Source organism: Rhodococcus jostii RHA1, assembly GCF_000014565.1.
Lineage (GTDB): Bacteria > Actinomycetota > Actinomycetes > Mycobacteriales > Mycobacteriaceae > Rhodococcus_F > Rhodococcus_F jostii_A.
Genome location: NC_008269.1, coordinates 338,507 through 354,062, shown reverse-complemented (window position 1 = coordinate 354,062; position 15,556 = coordinate 338,507). Strand labels below are relative to the sequence as shown.

Here is a 15,556-nt window from a genome sequence, read left to right as displayed (position 1 = left end):
TCCTCGTAGTGAGACCGAGGATCGAATGTGTTCGGGCAACGATGAAATCTGCTGGATGGCCGGACCCGCCGACTCTCCTTAAGGGGTCAGACGGTTCCACGACGATGAGAATTTCCCCACGTAGACACCGGACGCCGCAGTTTGGGCGTTTCCTCGAGCCCGACGCAGATGGGACGTACTGTTGCGGTCGTCGTCCGGCGGAATCAGTGGTTGCGTAGTGCGTCGATCAACTCGTTCTTCCGTTTGGATGAATACCCCGACAAGCCGACCTCTTTCGCCTTCTTCTTCAGCTCCTCAACGGTCCAGTCCTCATACGATGACGACTTTCCGCCCCGACGGCCGGCGTCGGAGCGGCCGCGGTTGGCGGCCGCATTCGCGATCCGCGCGGCCTTCTCCTTCGACGCGCCGTCCTTCCGTACCTCCTGGTACACCTTCTCGTCCTTGATCGATGACCGCGGCATCGTGTTTCCTCCTCGAATCGCTTGCCCCTCACCGGGTACCCGAATCGCGATACCTGTACCGATTGGGCACAGGATTCGGTGGTCGACCACAGCAGGGGCGAGTCACCTTGTGTGCTCTGCTGCAGGTACTGATCGATGTGGTCGACGGACCTTGCCGGTTTGCGGCGTCCAGATTGTTTCGGTGCCGCGCCGTGGGTACGGGCCGGACTCAGTGCAGGCGCGGGTTGGACAAACGTGATGGCGTGGGCGAATCGATTCACCCGGGGCGGACGGGCGAACGCATGAGTCACCGGCCCGGATCGATCCACTCTACGCAGCCCAATCGTCCGTCTCGCTGCCTCAGAGGCAGCGAGACAGAACTCAACTGTGTGGCGGCACGCGGGTCCGGGCACTCATCTGAGGGCGGTCTCGGTGTCGAATCTGTCTCCTGCTGGCGGACCCGGTCCCGCCGCATTCACCAGTCAGGGATCCGGCGCGCCGCACTTCAGCCGGATCGGGGTCATCCGTCCGCTGACCTCGACGATTTGAAGCGATCTCGCCTCGACCCGCGGCCACCAACGCGATCGGGTGTCACGGGCCAGGTGAGGTGCGGCTGTTCGATTCCCGTGGTCGGTCCGGGATGACGGTGAGGGCCACCAGAACGAGGGTGGCAAGAAATGCGAGGACGGCCGTGACGATGAATGTCTCCGACAGGGGTGATCGGGTCGTTTCCCAGATCACGACGACGAAGGTCAGTGCGGCGGCCGAGTAGAGGATCCCCGCGGCCGGGGCCCGACCGCTGAGCCGGGCAACGCAACCGCCCGTCACCAACAAGGCGCCGATCCAGAGTATCCAGGTCAAATGGGGGTACCACCTTCCTTGAAATGCCATGTGGTGCAAGTACAGCGGGCGCGAGCAGGTCATCGGCTGCTGGCGTGCACCGCGGGGACCAGCCGAGCCGTGAGCACCGGTCATCGTTGCCGAGGTGCCACCCACAGCCGCTGGCTTCCGGGGTCGGCAACTTGGGATACCCGATTCGCACCGGGCGAGCGAGCTGCGATCTTCCACCGTGCGGGCATCAGGGTGCGGTTTCGGCGGTGTCCCCGGTCGCCCGGCTCGGGTGCGGTGCCGGGTGCGTCTGGGGTGGTCGGCGGGACATGACGCGTCGCCACCATCCGTCCAGCGGACTCGGGTCGGGCCATCGGATCGTCTCGTCCGCGCTGAGGCGCGGGTCGGGTTCGTCCCGGATCGGATGCCGTTGCCGATCACCGCGGTCGACGGCCCCGCCGTCCGGCACGATTGTCATCTCACGCCCCGCCCCGCCCCGCCCCGCCCCGCCCCGCCCCGCCCGGTCCGCGGCCGCGGACCGCGGACCGCGGACCGAGCGGTGGGGAGTCGACGCTGCCCAGGACGTCGAGGACGACCTCCCCGGGCCGGATACGGTCGCCCACGACCATCGCCGCTATCCGGGCCTTGATCACCGCACCAACGGAGACCGGCGGCGCCGCCGGGAGGGTTCTGGTCGTCGCCGCGGTGCCACCGCCGTCACCGCGAGCAGGGAAGACTCCGAGTTTCGCCGAGATGAGCATGCGCATTCCCTTCTCCCTTGGCACTTCCGGAGACCACCCACCCGAATACCGGGCGAGTGGACACCGGCCGGTCACCGGGTCACCGGCCCAGCAGCACTGTGCTTTGGGTCACAATCCGTGTCGGGTTCCGTTGTATCGCATCACCGGCATGTCGTCACCTGGGCGAACGACCAAGACCCCCACCGTGACGGTGGTCGAGTTCGGTCGAAGGCAATGTCGATGCAGGCCAGCGGGTCGCGAGCTCGGTCTGTGGGAGGAAGGGTCGTTCAGGACGTCGGCTAGGGCCAGGACGTCGACGAGCTGCTCGGTCGGCAGATGCAGGACCGGTTCGACGGGTAGGTAGTCGACAAGAACTACGAGCACTCCGTCCACGCGGTGCTGCCCACGCTCAGGCATCATGTGTCCCTCATGGTGGTGGTACCGCAATGGAACCGGGGCCTGATTACGTCGCTGCGCCTGGCCCGGTCCGTCCTACGAGTCACCAGAGTCGTCTGGGACCGGATGCCCACACCCGGGCCCTACCCCAGCGGGTCCTCCCGGCGAGCTCGCCGCCGCCACCGGCGCCGGATACCACCTGGCCGGAGGCGCGGGCGGCGCCGACCAGTTCGCGAAGGCGTCCGCGGTTCCGATCCGGCGGATCCCGATGAGCACTCCGTCGGCGGGTGCTGCGGTCGAGGGCGACAACGGGGAGCTCGGCGCGGGCGAGGCGATGGTGGAGCTGGGGGCGCTGCGATGGTTCGGCCAGCGCGTGAGAGCCCGGTGTCAACGACCGCGGTGGTCGTGAGTTCGGGCTTGATACTTCGTCCGCGGGGTCGAGAAAGGACGAGAAGCCGCCCGTCGACCCGAGTAATCGCCTTCGCAGTGGGTTTCCCGCGGGTATGCTGTCCGGCACGATCGACTTACGGCCGGAAGTCCTCCCCGGCCGGCTGACCCGTCCTGCCGGGGGCGGGCTTCGTCGCCCGTCAATCCACGCACCGACCGGCCGCTGGGCCGTCGCGTCCGCTTAGCTTAGGATTCAAACCCGTGGGAGGCGAGTGGATTCAGATCGATCAGGACTGTGTGACGTGCGGTCAGGCCGCGTTCCGGCACTACGTCTATGCCAGCCTCGGCGGCGTGCTGATCGAGACCGACCTGTACGAGTGCGCAACCCCGGGTTGCCCCGGACCTGTCGCTATCGGCGAACCGATCAACGGCTGATCCCGTCTTCCGTCGGCTTGGCCTGCCGTTGCCCGCGGCTACGCACTAGCCTGCGGTCATGAAGTCCGCCCGTGTAATCGGTCTCGCCGCGGCCACGGTCGGTGCGCTGGTGTCCTGCAGCTCCGATACCGATCCCGACGCAACCACGGCCACCTCCGAGACCACCGGTGCCGTGGAGGATATGGACCGGGCCGCGGTGATGGACCGCTACCATGCCGACCTCAACGCTTTCGTCGCGATGTTCCGTGCCCGATACCCGGACCTGGCGGTTGACCGCAACGACGCGTCGATCGAACACATCGCCATCGAACCCTGCATCGACCTCGCCAACGGCGTCGACGAGCAGACCGTCCTCGCGACGATCGCAGAGCAGGCCGAGAACCGGGGCACCGCACCCACCCCGGAGCAGACGCAGCAGATCTACACCCTGGTCGTACCCGTGTGCCCCTGACCCCTCGAGGACGGCGGCCGATCTGCGTGCTCGACACCGTCGCAGACACTGCAGTCCTCGTTCGTCCGGCCGCGGTGGTAATGGGCGACCAGCGAGGCCGGGCTTTCTGCAGACGGGGGAGAGGTGTCGGTACGTCGCTGGGTGTGCTGCTCGGTGAAGACCTGCTGCTCCCAGTACCGGCGCCCACATACCGGACGTAGAAGAACCATGGCAACCCTCTCCTCACGGCGGTCGACTATCCGCAACCGGAGTTCACACCCATAGTGCCGAAAATGTTCCGGCGTCGTCGACCGAATGCGCCGGACACCGGGTGTGGTCCGGGCGGATCACAGATGCAGGTCGGTGGTGAGGATGCGGACAGCCTCCCAGTGCGCGGGTCCGGTCCGGGGCAGGCCCGGCGCGGTCACGGTGAACGTGCGGGCCGGGGTGACGGCCAGCCCGCCGACCAGGTCAGGAAAGAGGGACTCGGTGTCCACATCTCGGGGAGAACGTCGCCCTTCGGCCGAAGCCTCGGCGTGTGTGCCCGGTCAGATGGCGGTGTGGCGGCGTCGTTGTTCGAACCGGGCCCGGTGCCTCGCCAGGACCGCGTCGGTGGCCAGGTGGGTCCGGCGGCTGCCGCGGGCGAGGGCGTAGCGGGTCGGGGCGCTGCGCCGGCGCAGCCGGTCCGCGCGGGCGGACGCGGGGGTGTCGGCGAGCCAGCGGGCGGCGGCGCGGTCACAGCCGACCAGGAGGTGCTCGCATGCCAACCGGGCCGGGGCGCCGTCGTCGAAGACGACCGGCAGCACGGACTGGTCGAGGACGGACATCGGGGCCCGGACGATCTCGTACTGCACCCGCAACAGGGTGCGGGCGGCGCCGATCACTCCCATCGGGTGTCCTCCCCCCGATCCTCAGCCGCCGGGGTGGAACGGGACCGCGCGGCCGCGGCCGCGGCGGCGACCGGCGGGACGCGTGAGGGCAGCCTGGAGGGCGGGTGTGCCGCCGATTCCGCCGGCGAGAACGAGCAGCAGCAGGGCGACGTTGGTGTTCACGAGAGCAGGTTCCTCCTCGGGCTGCGGCCGGGTCGGTGGCCGGTACGGAAATGCTTGGTTTGTCGGTCAATTCGGTGTGCCGCGCATCGTCGGGGATCCCGGATCCGGATCGTCGGTGGGTTCGTCGGCGAACATGGCGGCGAGCCGGGCCTTGATCTCGGCGGTGCTGAGGGCGGCGGTCCGGGCACCGGTGGTGGATGTTCGATGGGCGGTGACACTCATGACGGGTGTCCTACCTTCCTGGGTCCGGCGAATTGTTCTCGGTATCAGTGGTGTTCAGCTCGTGAGGGTGTTCAGATCATGAGGGCGGCGGCGGTGACCGCGGCGAGCGTGGCGGCGGCGATGACGGCGCCCGCCCCGGCCGATCCGGTGACGATCCAGGCCGGGCCGGTCACACAGGCCGCGGCGACGGCGCCGATTACCGCGCCGGCCCGCAGCCGCCCGGCCGGGCGCATTCGGTCCACGTCGGCGGTGCGGGGGCCGGTCAGGGTGGTGGTGGGGTGCATGGACGGTGTCCCTTCTCCCGGATCTGGTGCGGTGAATCGGTCGATCGGTGGTTCGTCGCCGCTGTAGTGGCGGGGTCAGAGGCCGACGACGGTGTCGAGGGTCTCGAGTTCGGTGTGCAGGTGGTCGAGCATCGGGTGCAGGTTCGGCACGGCCTTCCGGCAGCCGGTGAGCCCGAAGACGAGTTGGTCGTCGGTGCTGGTGCAGGTGATGTTCAGTGCCTGCCCGGTGACCGGGATGGACAGCGGATACAGGGCGTCGAGCCGGGCGCCGTTCCAGTACAGCGGGGTGGACGGTCCGGCGACGTTGGAGATCACCAGGTTGAACGACGGCCGCTGCGGACCGCGGCGGCCGGTGAGCAGTTCCAACCCCATCGGGGCGGCACCGAGGGCGCTGATGGCGAGTGCCTGGGTTTGGCTCATGGCCCGCAGCGACGCCTTGCCCTCGCGCATGCAGGTGCGGATGGTCTCGAGCCGGTGGGCGGGGTCGGGCAGGTGGGTGGCCAGGTTGCACATCAGCATCCCGACCCGGTTCCCGGCCCGATCCGCCCCGTCGCGGTCCGCCTCCGACGTCGGGCCGCGGAGGTTGACCGGGACCATCGCGATCAGCGGATCGGCCGGCAGCGCGCCCAGCCCGTCGAGGAAGCGGCGCAGCGCTCCGGCGCACAGGGCGAGGACGATGTCGTTGACGGTGGCGTCGGCGTGTTTGGCGAGCAGACGGACCCGTTCGAGCGGCCAGGAGCGGGCGGCGAAGTGCCGGGCCCCGCCGATCGGGACGTTGAGCACGGTGTGCGGGCGTTCAGCGCCCACGGGCCGCCCTGGGTGCGGCGGGCCCGCTCCACTGCCGCTGCCACCGCCGGTGCCAGACCGGCGATCTCGCCGACCATATCGCGTGCGGTCCGCAGCGCCTGTCCGGGCAGGGCCAGCGGATTCGGGATGGACGTCAGGGCGCCGGGCGGGTTCCCGGTGGAAGGGGTTCTCAGCCGGGCGCGGGCGTCCTCGCCGCGGGTGGGTTGCCAGGGGGCGGGCATGCCGCGGCGGTCCGGATCCTCACTCATGCTGCGTTGCAGCAGGGTCATCGCCGACGCGCCGTCGGCGAGGGCGTGGTGGATCTTGGTGTAGACCGCGTACCGGCCGTCGGCCAGGCCCTCGATCAGGTGCATCTCCCACAGCGGGCGGGACCGATCCAGCAGGGTGGCGTGCAGCCGGGAGGCCAGGGTCAACAGCTCCTCGGTGCCCCCGGGGCGGGGCAGCGCGTCCCGGCGGACGTGATGACCGAGGTCGACGTCCCCGGCGGTGTCCCATCCCCACTGGCCCAGCGAGGTCAGCGACCGGCGGGCACGTTGGCGGAACAACGGCGCGACCTGCTCGTCGTCGACGGCGGCCTCGAACATCTCCCGCACCGTCCCGGCGTCGGCGCCCTCGGGCGGGGTGAACACCGCCAGCCCACCCACGTGCATCGGATGTTCGCGGGATTCCCCCAGCAGAAACAATGAATCGGTCGGCGACATCGGCAACAGCATCGGTGCGAAACCCTTTTCTCCCCGGTGCGACCGTCGGCGGGGTCCGGGCCGGCGGTTGCACAACAAACGTCCGCGACACCACATCACAAAGATGTGTGAAATACATCACAACAAGGTGTCGTTGGCATCATTTGTACAGCAGGTCGCCCGGGTTGTGCTATATGAACGTTCGTCCAGCACTGTTTTGACACCCGGTGTCACCAGCAGGAATGTCGAACCTCCGCCGCGCCGCGGGTGCTCGCGAACCGTTCGCCTGCTCGGTTCGCCGTGCAACCCGGGCGGCGTGGTGCGTGGCATCACATGCCCGAATTCGGCTGGTTTGTCCGATTCCGGCGGCACGTCGCGTGGGCTGCCGCACCCCCGCATCGGGGCAGAGCGGGCCGGACCCGGAGGGCCCGCCATACACCACCCGATCATGAGGAGGCAGGCACGGTATCGACTACGCCGCACGCTCTACCCGGGCCTGTTCGCGGCGCCCGAGAGGAAGCAGGTACAGCATCGACTACGACGTACCCCGCACCATCGGACCGGGCACGGTTCCTCGCGTATGACGTTGGGGCGCAGGTGTTGTGGCGGCACCGGATCGCGCCGATCGGCGGCCGACCCGGTGCGGAACCGGCCCACGGATGCGACCCGGATTCGATGCGCCGATGCCCCGGGAAAGGCGTGTGTACGCGTGGGGATGGGTACACGACGCGCATGGGGTCCGATCTCGAGGGGCGTTTCCGCCCGGAGGCGGAGGTGGCCGGGCGCCTGCTCGCGCTGGCGTCCGAACACCGGTACGCGACGCTGGGCCGGGAGCTGTCCTCGCTGGCGGCGCCGCCCGACATCGTCCCGGGGCCCGGGAGCTTTTACGGCGGTGTGCTGACCTGGCTGACGGGTGCGATCGCCGACGTGGCGGTGGCCCGGCTGGGCCGCGCCGCGGAGGGGGAGGCGTTCGTCCTCGAGGTCCGCACCGGCGGCGGGCAGGTCGTCGATGCCCGGCAGCTTCCCCCGCGGCAGGCCCGGGTGGCGCGGTCGGTGCTGGCCCTGCTGGCCGGTGACCCCGCCGCCGCCCGGGTGCACCTGGGCGCCGCCGCACGTGAACCCGACTCCGAGGTGCGGGTCACCGCCCTCATCGAGGCGCTGACCTGGCTCAACTCGTTGCTCGACGCTCCCACCCCGGCGTTGCCCGACCCACCGCCGGAATAGGGTCCCTCGGCTGGATGGTCGTCCTCGGACTGCTGCTCCCACGGCTGCGCACCACCGGACGACCACGGCGACACCGTAATCGAAGACCCTCAACCTCTACCGGCGGCCGGGCCAGGTGGTGCGGGGGTCGAATCCGGCGGCCTTCTCGGCCTTCTCGTAGGCGCGCAGGGCATCGATAGCCCTCTGGTTGAGCCCGGCGGGCACCGCCACCTGCACGGTCACCCGCAGATCGCCCGGCGCCCGGCCGCGGAGGGGAACGCCGCGACCTTGTAACCGGAAGGTCCGACCGGACGGGGTGCCGGCGGGGATCTTCACGCTGACCCGACCGTCGAGGGTGGGCACCGAGATCGTGGTGCCGAGCGCGAGTTCGGCGAAGCCGACCGGCACGGTGACCGTGAGATCGTCGCCGTCGCGGCCGAAGACCGGATCCGGGTCCACCCCGACGGTGACGTACAGGTCCCCCGACGGGGCGCCGCGCAGCCCGGGCTCGCCGTGCGCGGGCAGCCGGATGCGTTGGCCGTCGGTCACTCCCGGTGGGATGCGGACGTTGATGGTGCGGGTGCGGTGCCCGACCCCGGTGCCCTGGCAGTCCGTGCAGGGGGAGTCGACGATCACCCCGGTGCCGCGGCAGTCGTCGCAGGATTCGCTGAACCCGAAGCCGCCCTGATTGCGGGTGAGGGTTCCGGCGCCGCCGCACGAGGGGCACCGCCGCGGCTGGGTTCCGGGCCGGGCGCCGCTACCGTGACAGCTGGTGCACACCGTGGGCCCGCTGACCTGCAGCGGCAACACCACCCCGGTGACGGCCTGCCGGAACGGGAGCCGGGTCTGCGCCTCGACGTCGCTGCCCCGCCGCGGGCGGGACGCGGTTGTGCGGGTGCCGCTGCGGCGGAACAGATCCCCGAACACGTCACCGAACCCGGCCTCGCCGGAGGTGAATGAGGAACTCCCGCCGCCGAACAGGTCGGAGAGGTCGAACCCGCCCATTCCGCCGGCCGGCCCGCCGCCGCCGGCGCCGGAGCGGGTGCCGGCCCGCCGGAACGCCCCGGACCGGTACAGCTGCCGGGTCCGGTCGTACTCGGCGCGGGTGGCCGGGTCCGAGAGCGCCGCGTGCGCCTCGCTGACCGCCTTGAATCGTTCCCCGGCCGCCTGGTCGTGCGGGTTGGCGTCCGGGTGCAGTTGCCGGGCCAGCTTGCGGTAGGCCCGTTTGATGTCCTCCGCCGACGCCGTCGACGGCACACCCAGGTCGGCGTAGAAGTCGCGTTCGATCCACTCCTGCTGCGTCACAGCGAATCTCCTCCCTCCCTCATCCGTGGTGCATCACCGTCCACCCCCATCCGGGCCAGGCCGGGCGGACCGATGGTGTGGAGCTGCGCCCGGTCTCGGTGGACCTCACCCGCAGCGGTAGGGGTTCGGGTCCGGACCCCGGTTCTCGGGCCCGGCGTCGCGGCCCCCATCCGCCACGGCCTCCGACCAGGGGTCGGTGCCCGCCGGCGGGTTCGGGACGACCGGCGGGGCCGAACCGGTGTCCGGCGGTGAAGCTGAACCGGTGTCCGCCGGTGGCGGATCCGGGTCGGCCGGCGGTTCAGGGTCGGCCGAACTGGGGTCGGACCGGCTCGTGCCGGGTGCCTCCTGGGGTTCTGGTGGATCGTCGGGGTCGTTGTTCTCGTACTGGTCGCGGTCGATCACGGTGACCAAGGCGGTCCGCAGCACCTTGTGCACACCGAAGGTGTAGCCGCGGCGCAGCACGGTGTCGACCACCAGGTCGGTGCCGTGGCCTTCGTGGCTGGCGGCCTCGTGCAGGGTGGGATCGAAGCGGTCCCCGGGTTCGCCGAACGCGGCCACCCCCATCCGGGCCAGGATGGTCCGGATCTTGCGGTACAGGCTGTGCAGGGGCTCGCGGGCGGTGTCGCCGTGCTCGCGGGCCCAGTCCAGGTCGTCGAGAACACCGAGGAACGCGGTGGCGACCGTCGCTTTCGCGTTCTCGGCGACCGCGGCCCGGTCCCGCTCGACCCGGTGGCGGTAGTTGGCGTACTCGGCCTGCACCCGCTGCAGATCGGCGGTCAGTTCCGCCACCCGGTCGGCGTCGGTCTGCCGGGACTCCGGCCGCGGGGCTCCCGGTACCCGGGGCGCGGTGCCCGCCTTCTCGCCCAGCGTCGGTTTCGCTCCTCGGTCCGTGTGCGGGGGCCGGGATCCGGGAGTGTCCTCGCGGACCCGGCCGGTGACCGGGTCGATACGGCGTCGGTCGGTGATCGCGATCGGTTCGCGGGGCGGCTGCCGCCCGTTGCCCCTGCCGCGACCGGCCTGTTCGGATCGTTGCTGCTCGTCGTGTGGTGTGTTCATCGGTGTCCCTCCCGGGGTTCGTCCACCACCTCGGCGTCGACGACCTCGTCGTCGGCGCCCTGCCCGTTCCCCGACGCACCCGCTCCGGCGGCCGCGCCGGCGCCGCCGTCGCCCCCGCCCGTCCCGCCTTCCGAGGCGGCCTGGGCGGCATAGATGGCCTGGCCGAGGGCCTGGGACTCGGTGCCCAGTTTCTCCACTGCGGTCTTCACCGCGCCGATGTCGGTGCCGGCCAACGCGTCCTGGACGTTCTTGATCGCGGACTGGACCTTGTCCTTGACGTCGGCGGGCACCTTGTCCTCGTTGTCCTTGATGAACTTCTCGGTCTGGTACACCAGCGACTCGGCCTGGTTGCGGGTCTCGGCCTCCTCCCGGCGGCGGCTGTCCTCGGCGGCGTGCGCCTCGGCGTCGCGGATCATCCGGTCGATATCCTCCTTCGACAGCGCCGACCCTTCCTGGATCCGGATCGTGTTCTCCTTCCCGGTGCCCTTGTCCTTCGCGGTCACGTGCACGATGCCGTTGGCGTCGATGTCGAAGGTGACCTCGATCTGCGGCACCCCCCGCGGGGCCGGCGGAATCCCGGTCAGCTCGAACGAGCCGAGCAGCTTGTTGTGCGAGGCGATTTCACGCTCACCCTGATACACCTGGATCTGCACCGAAGGCTGGTTGTCGTCCGCGGTGGTGAAGGTCTCCGACCGCTTGGTCGGGATGGTGGTGTTGCGCTCGATCAGCTTGGTCATCACCCCACCCTTGGTCTCGATACCGAGCGAGAGCGGGGTGACGTCGAGGAGCAACACGTCCTTGACCTCACCGCCGAGGACACCGGCCTGCAGGGCGGCACCGACGGCGACGACCTCGTCCGGGTTGACACCCTTGTTCGGTTCCTTCCCACCGGTCAACTCGCGCACCAGATTCGTCACCGCGGGCATCCGGGTGGAACCACCGACGAGCACCACGTGGTCGATGTCGCCCACGGAGATCTTCGCGTCCGTGATCACCGATTGGAACGGGGCCCGGGTGCGGTCCAACAGGTCGGAGGTGATCTTCTCGAACTCGCTGCGGGAGAGCTGCTCGTCGAGGAACAGCGGGTTCTTGTCCGCGTCGACGGTGATGTAGGGCAGGTTGATCGACGTGCTCTGCGAGGAGGACAGTTCGATCTTGGCCTTCTCCGCGGCCTCCCGCAGTCGCTGCATCGCCATCTTGTCCTTGGTCAGATCGAATCCGCTGCTCGCCTTGAATTTGTCGGCCAGCCACTTCACGATCCGGTCGTCCCAGTCGTCACCACCGAGGTGGTTGTCACCGGAGGTGGCCCGGACTTCGACGACGCCCTCGCCGATTTCGAGCAGCGAGACGTCGAAGGTGCCGCCACCGAGGTCGAAGACCAGAATGGTCTGTTCCTTTTCGCCCTTGTCGAGGCCGTAGGCCAGGGCGGCCGCGGTGGGCTCGTTGATGATCCGCAGCACGTTCAGCCCGGCGATCTGGCCGGCTTCTTTCGTGGCCTGACGCTGGGCGTCGTTGAAGTAGGCGGGGACGGTGATCACGGCGTCGGTGATGTCCTCACCCAGATACGATTCCGCGTCCCGCTTGAGTTTCATCAGCACCCGGGCGCTGATCTCCTGCGCGGTGTAGTTCTTGTCGTCGATCTTGACATGCCAGTCGGTGCCGATCTCCCGTTTCACCGACCGCACCGTCCGGTCCACGTTCGTCACCGCCTGGTTCTTGGCGGGCTGGCCGACCAGCACCTCACCGTTCTTCGCGAACGCCACCACCGACGGTGTCGTGCGTGAGCCCTCGGAGTTGGCGACCACCACCGGGTCGCCGCCCTCGAGCACGCACACCACCGAGTTCGTGGTGCCCAGGTCGATTCCCACCGCCCGTGCCATGACGTTCCCTCCTCACACCCCGGGCGCACCGTCGGCGCACCCGCCGAACCCTTCCGTTGACAGTTCAATTATCTCTCCGTACAACAACCTAGGTCAAGAAAATATGCCGCAAACACAGTATGTTTTCTCCAGCAAATTCAGGGACCGGGGGAGCGTCTTGCCGGCGGTACCGTGTCAGGCGATCGCGGCGGTGCGGGGGTGGCGGGCGGTGCGGGTGAGGAAGTCGTCGATCAGGGCGCCGGTGGCCTCGGGCCATTCGAACTGCGGCAGGTGCCCGCAGTCCGGCAGGGTCACCGACCGCACCTGCGGGGCGGTGGCGGTGAGGTGGTCGGCGAAGCGCGCCGGGACGAGGGGGTCGTCGGCGCCCCACACGCACAGGGTCGGCACCGCCAGCTGCGCCACACGGTTCCACAGCCCCCGGTCGCCAAACGGTTCGTCCAGGTAGAGGGCGAGGGTGGCCGACCACAGGGCCCGCCGGTGGCCGGTGTCGCGCAGGGTGAGCTCCCATTCGTCGGCGGCGGCGTCGAACCAGTGCCGGGGCACCCGGTCCGGGTCGGCGAACAGGGTCCGGCAGGCGCCTCGGGTGCCCTCGTGCAGCAGCCGGTGCGGAAACGCGATCGGCAGCCGGGCGAGATCGGCGGGGATCCGGCGGGCGAGTGCGGTGAGTTGCCGCCGCCGGAAGGCCAGCGCCGGGCACAGCAGCACCAGGGAACGGACCGTGTCGGGGTTGCGCAGGGCGAGTTCGAGGGCGACCCGGCCGCCGAGCGAGTGCCCGATCACCGCACTCGCGGGTGCGTCGACGGTGTCGAGGAACGCGCGCAGCCAGCGCTGCAACTGCACCGGGTCGTAGTCCCAGTTCGGTGCCGCCGACGACCCGAATCCGGGCAGGTCCGGGGCCAGTACCCGATGCTCGGCGGCCAGGTCGGCGAGCACCGGCAGCATTGACGCGTTGGTGGCACCCAGGCCGTGCAGCAGCACCACCGGCGGCCCGCCGGGGGGACCGGCGTCGAGGTAGCCGGTGCGCACCCCGAACACGGAGGTCTCCCGGACCCGGGCCCGGGTCGGCAGGTCCGCCGCTGGGGCCAGGACGCCGCCGAGGGCGAGCACCGTGCTCATGCTTCCCCGCACCCGCAGTGCCCCGGTCAGGAACGCGGACACCAGGCTGCACCGCCCGGCCAGCAGCGCCGTCACCGCCGCCGGGTCGGCGGTGATCGTGGCCGTCGGCCGCGCCGGAATTCTGGTGTCCACGCTGACCGTGCCGAACCGGGTGCGCACCACCCACCGGCCACGGCCGACGACGTCGAACACCACGCTCACCTGCCGGTATGCCAGCACACCGTCATGCACCGCGGTCGGCAGTGCCGCCGCCAGGGCCCGGCCCACCGCGTCATCCCACCGCTGCAGCGAACCTTGCGTCCGTGTCACCCCACCGGGTCATCTCCTCTCCTAAGTAAACGGTGATTTACTCGTACAACAACGATCGGCGCCGAAATCCTTCCCTCCCTGTGGGGCAAAAATGGGTGCGGTAAGGCACTTTCGCGCCGATCTGATATCGCAGCTTCCCGACAAATGTGATCAGTGAATCCCACTGCATAGGTGCCCGTCCGGGCCAGCCGCATCGATGTCGTGGTGCACCCGCGTTCAGACCGAGAGCCGGCTGGTGGTGCCCGGTCCTGGCGGCCCACGGCAGCCGTCGAGTGCTCACCGCATGTTGCCGCGGGGCAGGCGGGTGCAGCCGAATCCGCGGACATTCTCCCCCTACCTACTCGGAGGCAGCCCTTCGATATGGTGAGATTTTCTCCTTCATTTGCGGTAGATCTAGTGGCATAATGGAACCGCCCTGGCAGGGTCGGGCGGACGGCGCCCGCACCACACGGAGTCGGGGGTGGTGGCGATGATGACGGACGAAACCCTGGTGGCACTGAAGAACTACGAATACCTGATCCTCGCGCACGGCTGTGAGAACGTCAGCCTGGTCTGGCACACCGATTCGGTGGTGTTCGGCGACGACGGGTGGGCGGACATCGACATGCTCACCCGGCCGGGATTCACCCCGGCCACCGAATGCTTCGCCCGCCGCGACGAGGACTGACCGTCCTCGCAGCGCATCCGGAACGACACAGGAGCGCCGCGGGTGGGTGGGCATCAGCATCTCGGCCGGGTGTGGCGGTTCCCGGTGTTCGAGGAACCGCCCAGGCCCGGTGCGCCCCAGGCTTGGGCGGGCGCCCTGGGGGCGCTCGCCCGGGATTTGCGGTGCTGCCACCGCCGGGGAACGGTGCGCTGGGACGGGGTGTGCTGGGAGCTGGCGATACACCAGGACGGGGTGCTCCTCGCGTGGGATCCCGCCCCACCCGGCAGCGCCCGGCCCGGTGATCGGCTCGGCGAGATCGGCGGGGGTCGGCAGGTCCTCGGTCGCGGCCTGGCCCCGCAACTGCCGGCGGTCGAGGCGACCGTATGGGTGGCCAACACCGTGCAGGCGGCGCTGCTGCGGCAACTGCGGGTGCCTTGGCCCTGCCGCGACCAGGCCGCGGTGTGGGTGCCCCGGATCCGGGATCGCCACCCCTGCTGGGTCGATCCGCACACCGGTCGCACCGTCGCGGAAATCGGCGAACTCACCGCGGTCGGCACCGACACCCGCTGACGCCGGCGGTGTGTGCAGGCGGCAGCGGGTCTTCCTCGGCCTGTTCGCGGACCTGTCGATCACCGCGGACTCGGTCTGCACCCGGTCGCCGCGGACCCCACATCCCCGCCGCCGACACCGGACGGCCGGGGCCACCCCGGCCGTCCGAGCCTCCGCCGCCCGCCGAATTTCGCCACCGATAGGGCGGTTTCGGAGATCTGGGGTTCGGGTACCAATCATGGTGCAGGAGAACCACCCCCGGGCGGTCCATGCTCGCCGGGGGAGGAACAACACACAGCGGTAAGTGGGAGGTGTTCCGGCATGGCTGCACCTGCGAATCGCGGCGGTGGAGAGTCCGGGCGGTGGGACCCGGTCGCCGAACGTCCCTTGCGGGACTCGATGTCGGGAGCCCCGTTCGGCGGCGGGCAGACCTGGCGGCCGCTGGCGGATGTGTCCGAGACCGACGACGGCTACGTGGTGGAGGTGGAGGTGCCCGGCGTCGCACGCGAGGACCTCGACATCACCCTGTCGGCCAACGAACTCGAGATCAGCGGCGAGTTCGTGGAGAAGAAGAGGGCGGGGTGGTTGCGGACCCGCAGCCGCACCCGCCGCACCGGCAGCTTCGAATTCCGCACCCTGTTGGCCCGCGACGTCGATGCCGACAAGATCACTGCCACACTGGCCGACGGTGTTCTCACCGTCACCATCCCGAAGACCGCAAGCGTCCGATCGCGGCGCATCGAGGTCACCACCGACTGACCTTCCGCCGCCGTTCCCGTCGCCCACCCGGA

The 15,556-nt window shown here is 69.9% G+C and carries 19 protein-coding genes and 2 pseudogenes; 7 read left to right on the top strand and 14 right to left on the bottom strand.

The window, feature by feature from the left end; genetic code table 11:
• Nucleotides 1-203: 203 nt before the first annotated feature.
• From RHA1_RS37385 to RHA1_RS37370, 4 genes are all read right to left on the bottom strand, one after another.
• Entirely contained in the window at nt 204-461 is a 258-nt protein-coding gene (locus tag RHA1_RS37385; protein WP_007300001.1) for a DUF7218 family protein, read from the bottom strand.
• Between the two features lie 570 nt (nt 462-1,031).
• Nucleotides 1,032-1,301 (bottom strand): hypothetical protein, encoded by a 270-nt coding sequence (locus RHA1_RS49830; RefSeq protein WP_007300002.1) that lies wholly within the window; start codon nt 1,299-1,301, stop codon nt 1,032-1,034.
• Nucleotides 1,302-1,518: 217 nt separating this feature from the next.
• Nucleotides 1,519-1,746 (bottom strand): hypothetical protein, encoded by a 228-nt coding sequence (locus RHA1_RS49825; RefSeq protein ID WP_039952644.1) that lies wholly within the window; start codon nt 1,744-1,746, stop codon nt 1,519-1,521.
• 1 nt (nt 1,747) lies between these two features.
• On the bottom strand, nt 1,748-2,035 hold the full coding sequence (locus tag RHA1_RS37370; RefSeq protein WP_041813168.1) for a hypothetical protein: 288 nt from the start codon (nt 2,033-2,035) through the stop codon (nt 1,748-1,750).
• A 637-nt stretch (nt 2,036-2,672) separates the two neighbouring features.
• On the opposite strand from RHA1_RS37370, the gene RHA1_RS50865 reads away from it, so the two are divergent.
• From RHA1_RS50865 to RHA1_RS37360, 3 genes are all read left to right on the top strand, one after another.
• Entirely contained in the window at nt 2,673-2,813 is a 141-nt protein-coding gene (locus RHA1_RS50865; protein WP_167540984.1) for a hypothetical protein, read from the top strand.
• Nucleotides 2,814-3,052: 239 nt separating this feature from the next.
• The gene (locus tag RHA1_RS50860) at nt 3,053-3,226 is read left to right on the top strand and encodes a hypothetical protein (protein WP_157234240.1); all 174 of its coding nucleotides are present in this window, start codon (nt 3,053-3,055) and stop codon (nt 3,224-3,226) included.
• A 58-nt stretch (nt 3,227-3,284) separates the two neighbouring features.
• Complete coding sequence (locus RHA1_RS37360) at nt 3,285-3,677, top strand: hypothetical protein (protein WP_007297542.1); 393 nt, start codon at nt 3,285-3,287, stop codon at nt 3,675-3,677.
• A 326-nt stretch (nt 3,678-4,003) separates the two neighbouring features.
• Here RHA1_RS37360 and RHA1_RS47155 read toward each other — a convergent pair whose 3' ends face one another.
• The 6 genes and pseudogenes from RHA1_RS47155 to RHA1_RS44920 form a co-directional block, all read right to left on the bottom strand.
• Nucleotides 4,004-4,153 (bottom strand): histone H3 family protein, encoded by a 150-nt coding sequence (locus RHA1_RS47155; RefSeq protein ID WP_007297541.1) that lies wholly within the window; start codon nt 4,151-4,153, stop codon nt 4,004-4,006.
• 51 nt (nt 4,154-4,204) lie between these two features.
• Nucleotides 4,205-4,546 (bottom strand): hypothetical protein, encoded by a 342-nt coding sequence (locus RHA1_RS37355; protein WP_007297540.1) that lies wholly within the window; start codon nt 4,544-4,546, stop codon nt 4,205-4,207.
• 21 nt (nt 4,547-4,567) lie between these two features.
• On the bottom strand, nt 4,568-4,708 hold the full coding sequence (locus RHA1_RS50855) for a hypothetical protein (RefSeq protein ID WP_039951300.1): 141 nt from the start codon (nt 4,706-4,708) through the stop codon (nt 4,568-4,570).
• A 66-nt stretch (nt 4,709-4,774) separates the two neighbouring features.
• The gene (locus tag RHA1_RS50850) at nt 4,775-4,930 is read right to left on the bottom strand and encodes a hypothetical protein (protein WP_157234239.1); all 156 of its coding nucleotides are present in this window, start codon (nt 4,928-4,930) and stop codon (nt 4,775-4,777) included.
• Between the two features lie 71 nt (nt 4,931-5,001).
• Nucleotides 5,002-5,214: a hypothetical protein gene (locus RHA1_RS37345; protein ID WP_007297539.1), complete on the bottom strand. Its 213-nt coding sequence runs from the start codon at nt 5,212-5,214 to the stop codon at nt 5,002-5,004.
• Between the two features lie 75 nt (nt 5,215-5,289).
• Nucleotides 5,290-6,734: pseudogene (locus tag RHA1_RS44920) on the bottom strand (WS/DGAT/MGAT family O-acyltransferase).
• Nucleotides 6,735-7,433: 699 nt separating this feature from the next.
• On the opposite strand from RHA1_RS44920, the gene RHA1_RS49820 reads away from it, so the two are divergent.
• The gene (locus tag RHA1_RS49820) at nt 7,434-7,925 is read left to right on the top strand and encodes a hypothetical protein (protein ID WP_050787562.1); all 492 of its coding nucleotides are present in this window, start codon (nt 7,434-7,436) and stop codon (nt 7,923-7,925) included.
• Between the two features lie 96 nt (nt 7,926-8,021).
• Here the strand turns inward: RHA1_RS49820 and dnaJ are convergent, their stop codons facing one another.
• The 4 genes and pseudogenes from dnaJ to RHA1_RS37310 all read right to left on the bottom strand — a co-directional run bounded on the left by dnaJ (nt 8,022) and on the right by RHA1_RS37310 (nt 13,570).
• Nucleotides 8,022-9,209: a molecular chaperone DnaJ gene (dnaJ, locus tag RHA1_RS37325; RefSeq protein WP_011599224.1), complete on the bottom strand. Its 1,188-nt coding sequence runs from the start codon at nt 9,207-9,209 to the stop codon at nt 8,022-8,024.
• Between the two features lie 279 nt (nt 9,210-9,488).
• Nucleotides 9,489-10,265, bottom strand: a pseudogene (gene grpE / locus RHA1_RS37320) (nucleotide exchange factor GrpE); the annotation flags it as partial.
• Nucleotides 10,262-12,145 (bottom strand): molecular chaperone DnaK, encoded by a 1,884-nt coding sequence (dnaK, locus tag RHA1_RS37315; RefSeq protein WP_011599223.1) that lies wholly within the window; start codon nt 12,143-12,145, stop codon nt 10,262-10,264. The gene dnaK and the pseudogene grpE, both read right to left, overlap by 4 nt.
• Before the next feature lie 174 nt (nt 12,146-12,319).
• Nucleotides 12,320-13,570 (bottom strand): alpha/beta fold hydrolase, encoded by a 1,251-nt coding sequence (locus RHA1_RS37310; RefSeq protein WP_007297534.1) that lies wholly within the window; start codon nt 13,568-13,570, stop codon nt 12,320-12,322.
• Nucleotides 13,571-14,042: 472 nt separating this feature from the next.
• Here RHA1_RS37310 and RHA1_RS37305 point away from each other — a divergent pair, with 472 nt between their 5' ends.
• The 3 genes from RHA1_RS37305 to RHA1_RS37295 all read left to right on the top strand — a co-directional run bounded on the left by RHA1_RS37305 (nt 14,043) and on the right by RHA1_RS37295 (nt 15,524).
• The gene (locus RHA1_RS37305; RefSeq protein ID WP_237727052.1) at nt 14,043-14,237 is read left to right on the top strand and encodes a hypothetical protein; all 195 of its coding nucleotides are present in this window, start codon (nt 14,043-14,045) and stop codon (nt 14,235-14,237) included.
• 42 nt (nt 14,238-14,279) lie between these two features.
• Nucleotides 14,280-14,786 carry a hypothetical protein gene (locus tag RHA1_RS37300; RefSeq protein ID WP_011599221.1) on the top strand — a complete coding sequence of 169 codons (507 nt, stop codon included), beginning with the start codon at nt 14,280-14,282 and terminating at the stop codon, nt 14,784-14,786.
• Nucleotides 14,787-15,086: 300 nt separating this feature from the next.
• The gene (locus RHA1_RS37295; protein ID WP_007297531.1) at nt 15,087-15,524 is read left to right on the top strand and encodes an Hsp20/alpha crystallin family protein; all 438 of its coding nucleotides are present in this window, start codon (nt 15,087-15,089) and stop codon (nt 15,522-15,524) included.
• The last annotated feature ends 32 nt before the right edge of the window (nt 15,525-15,556 follow it).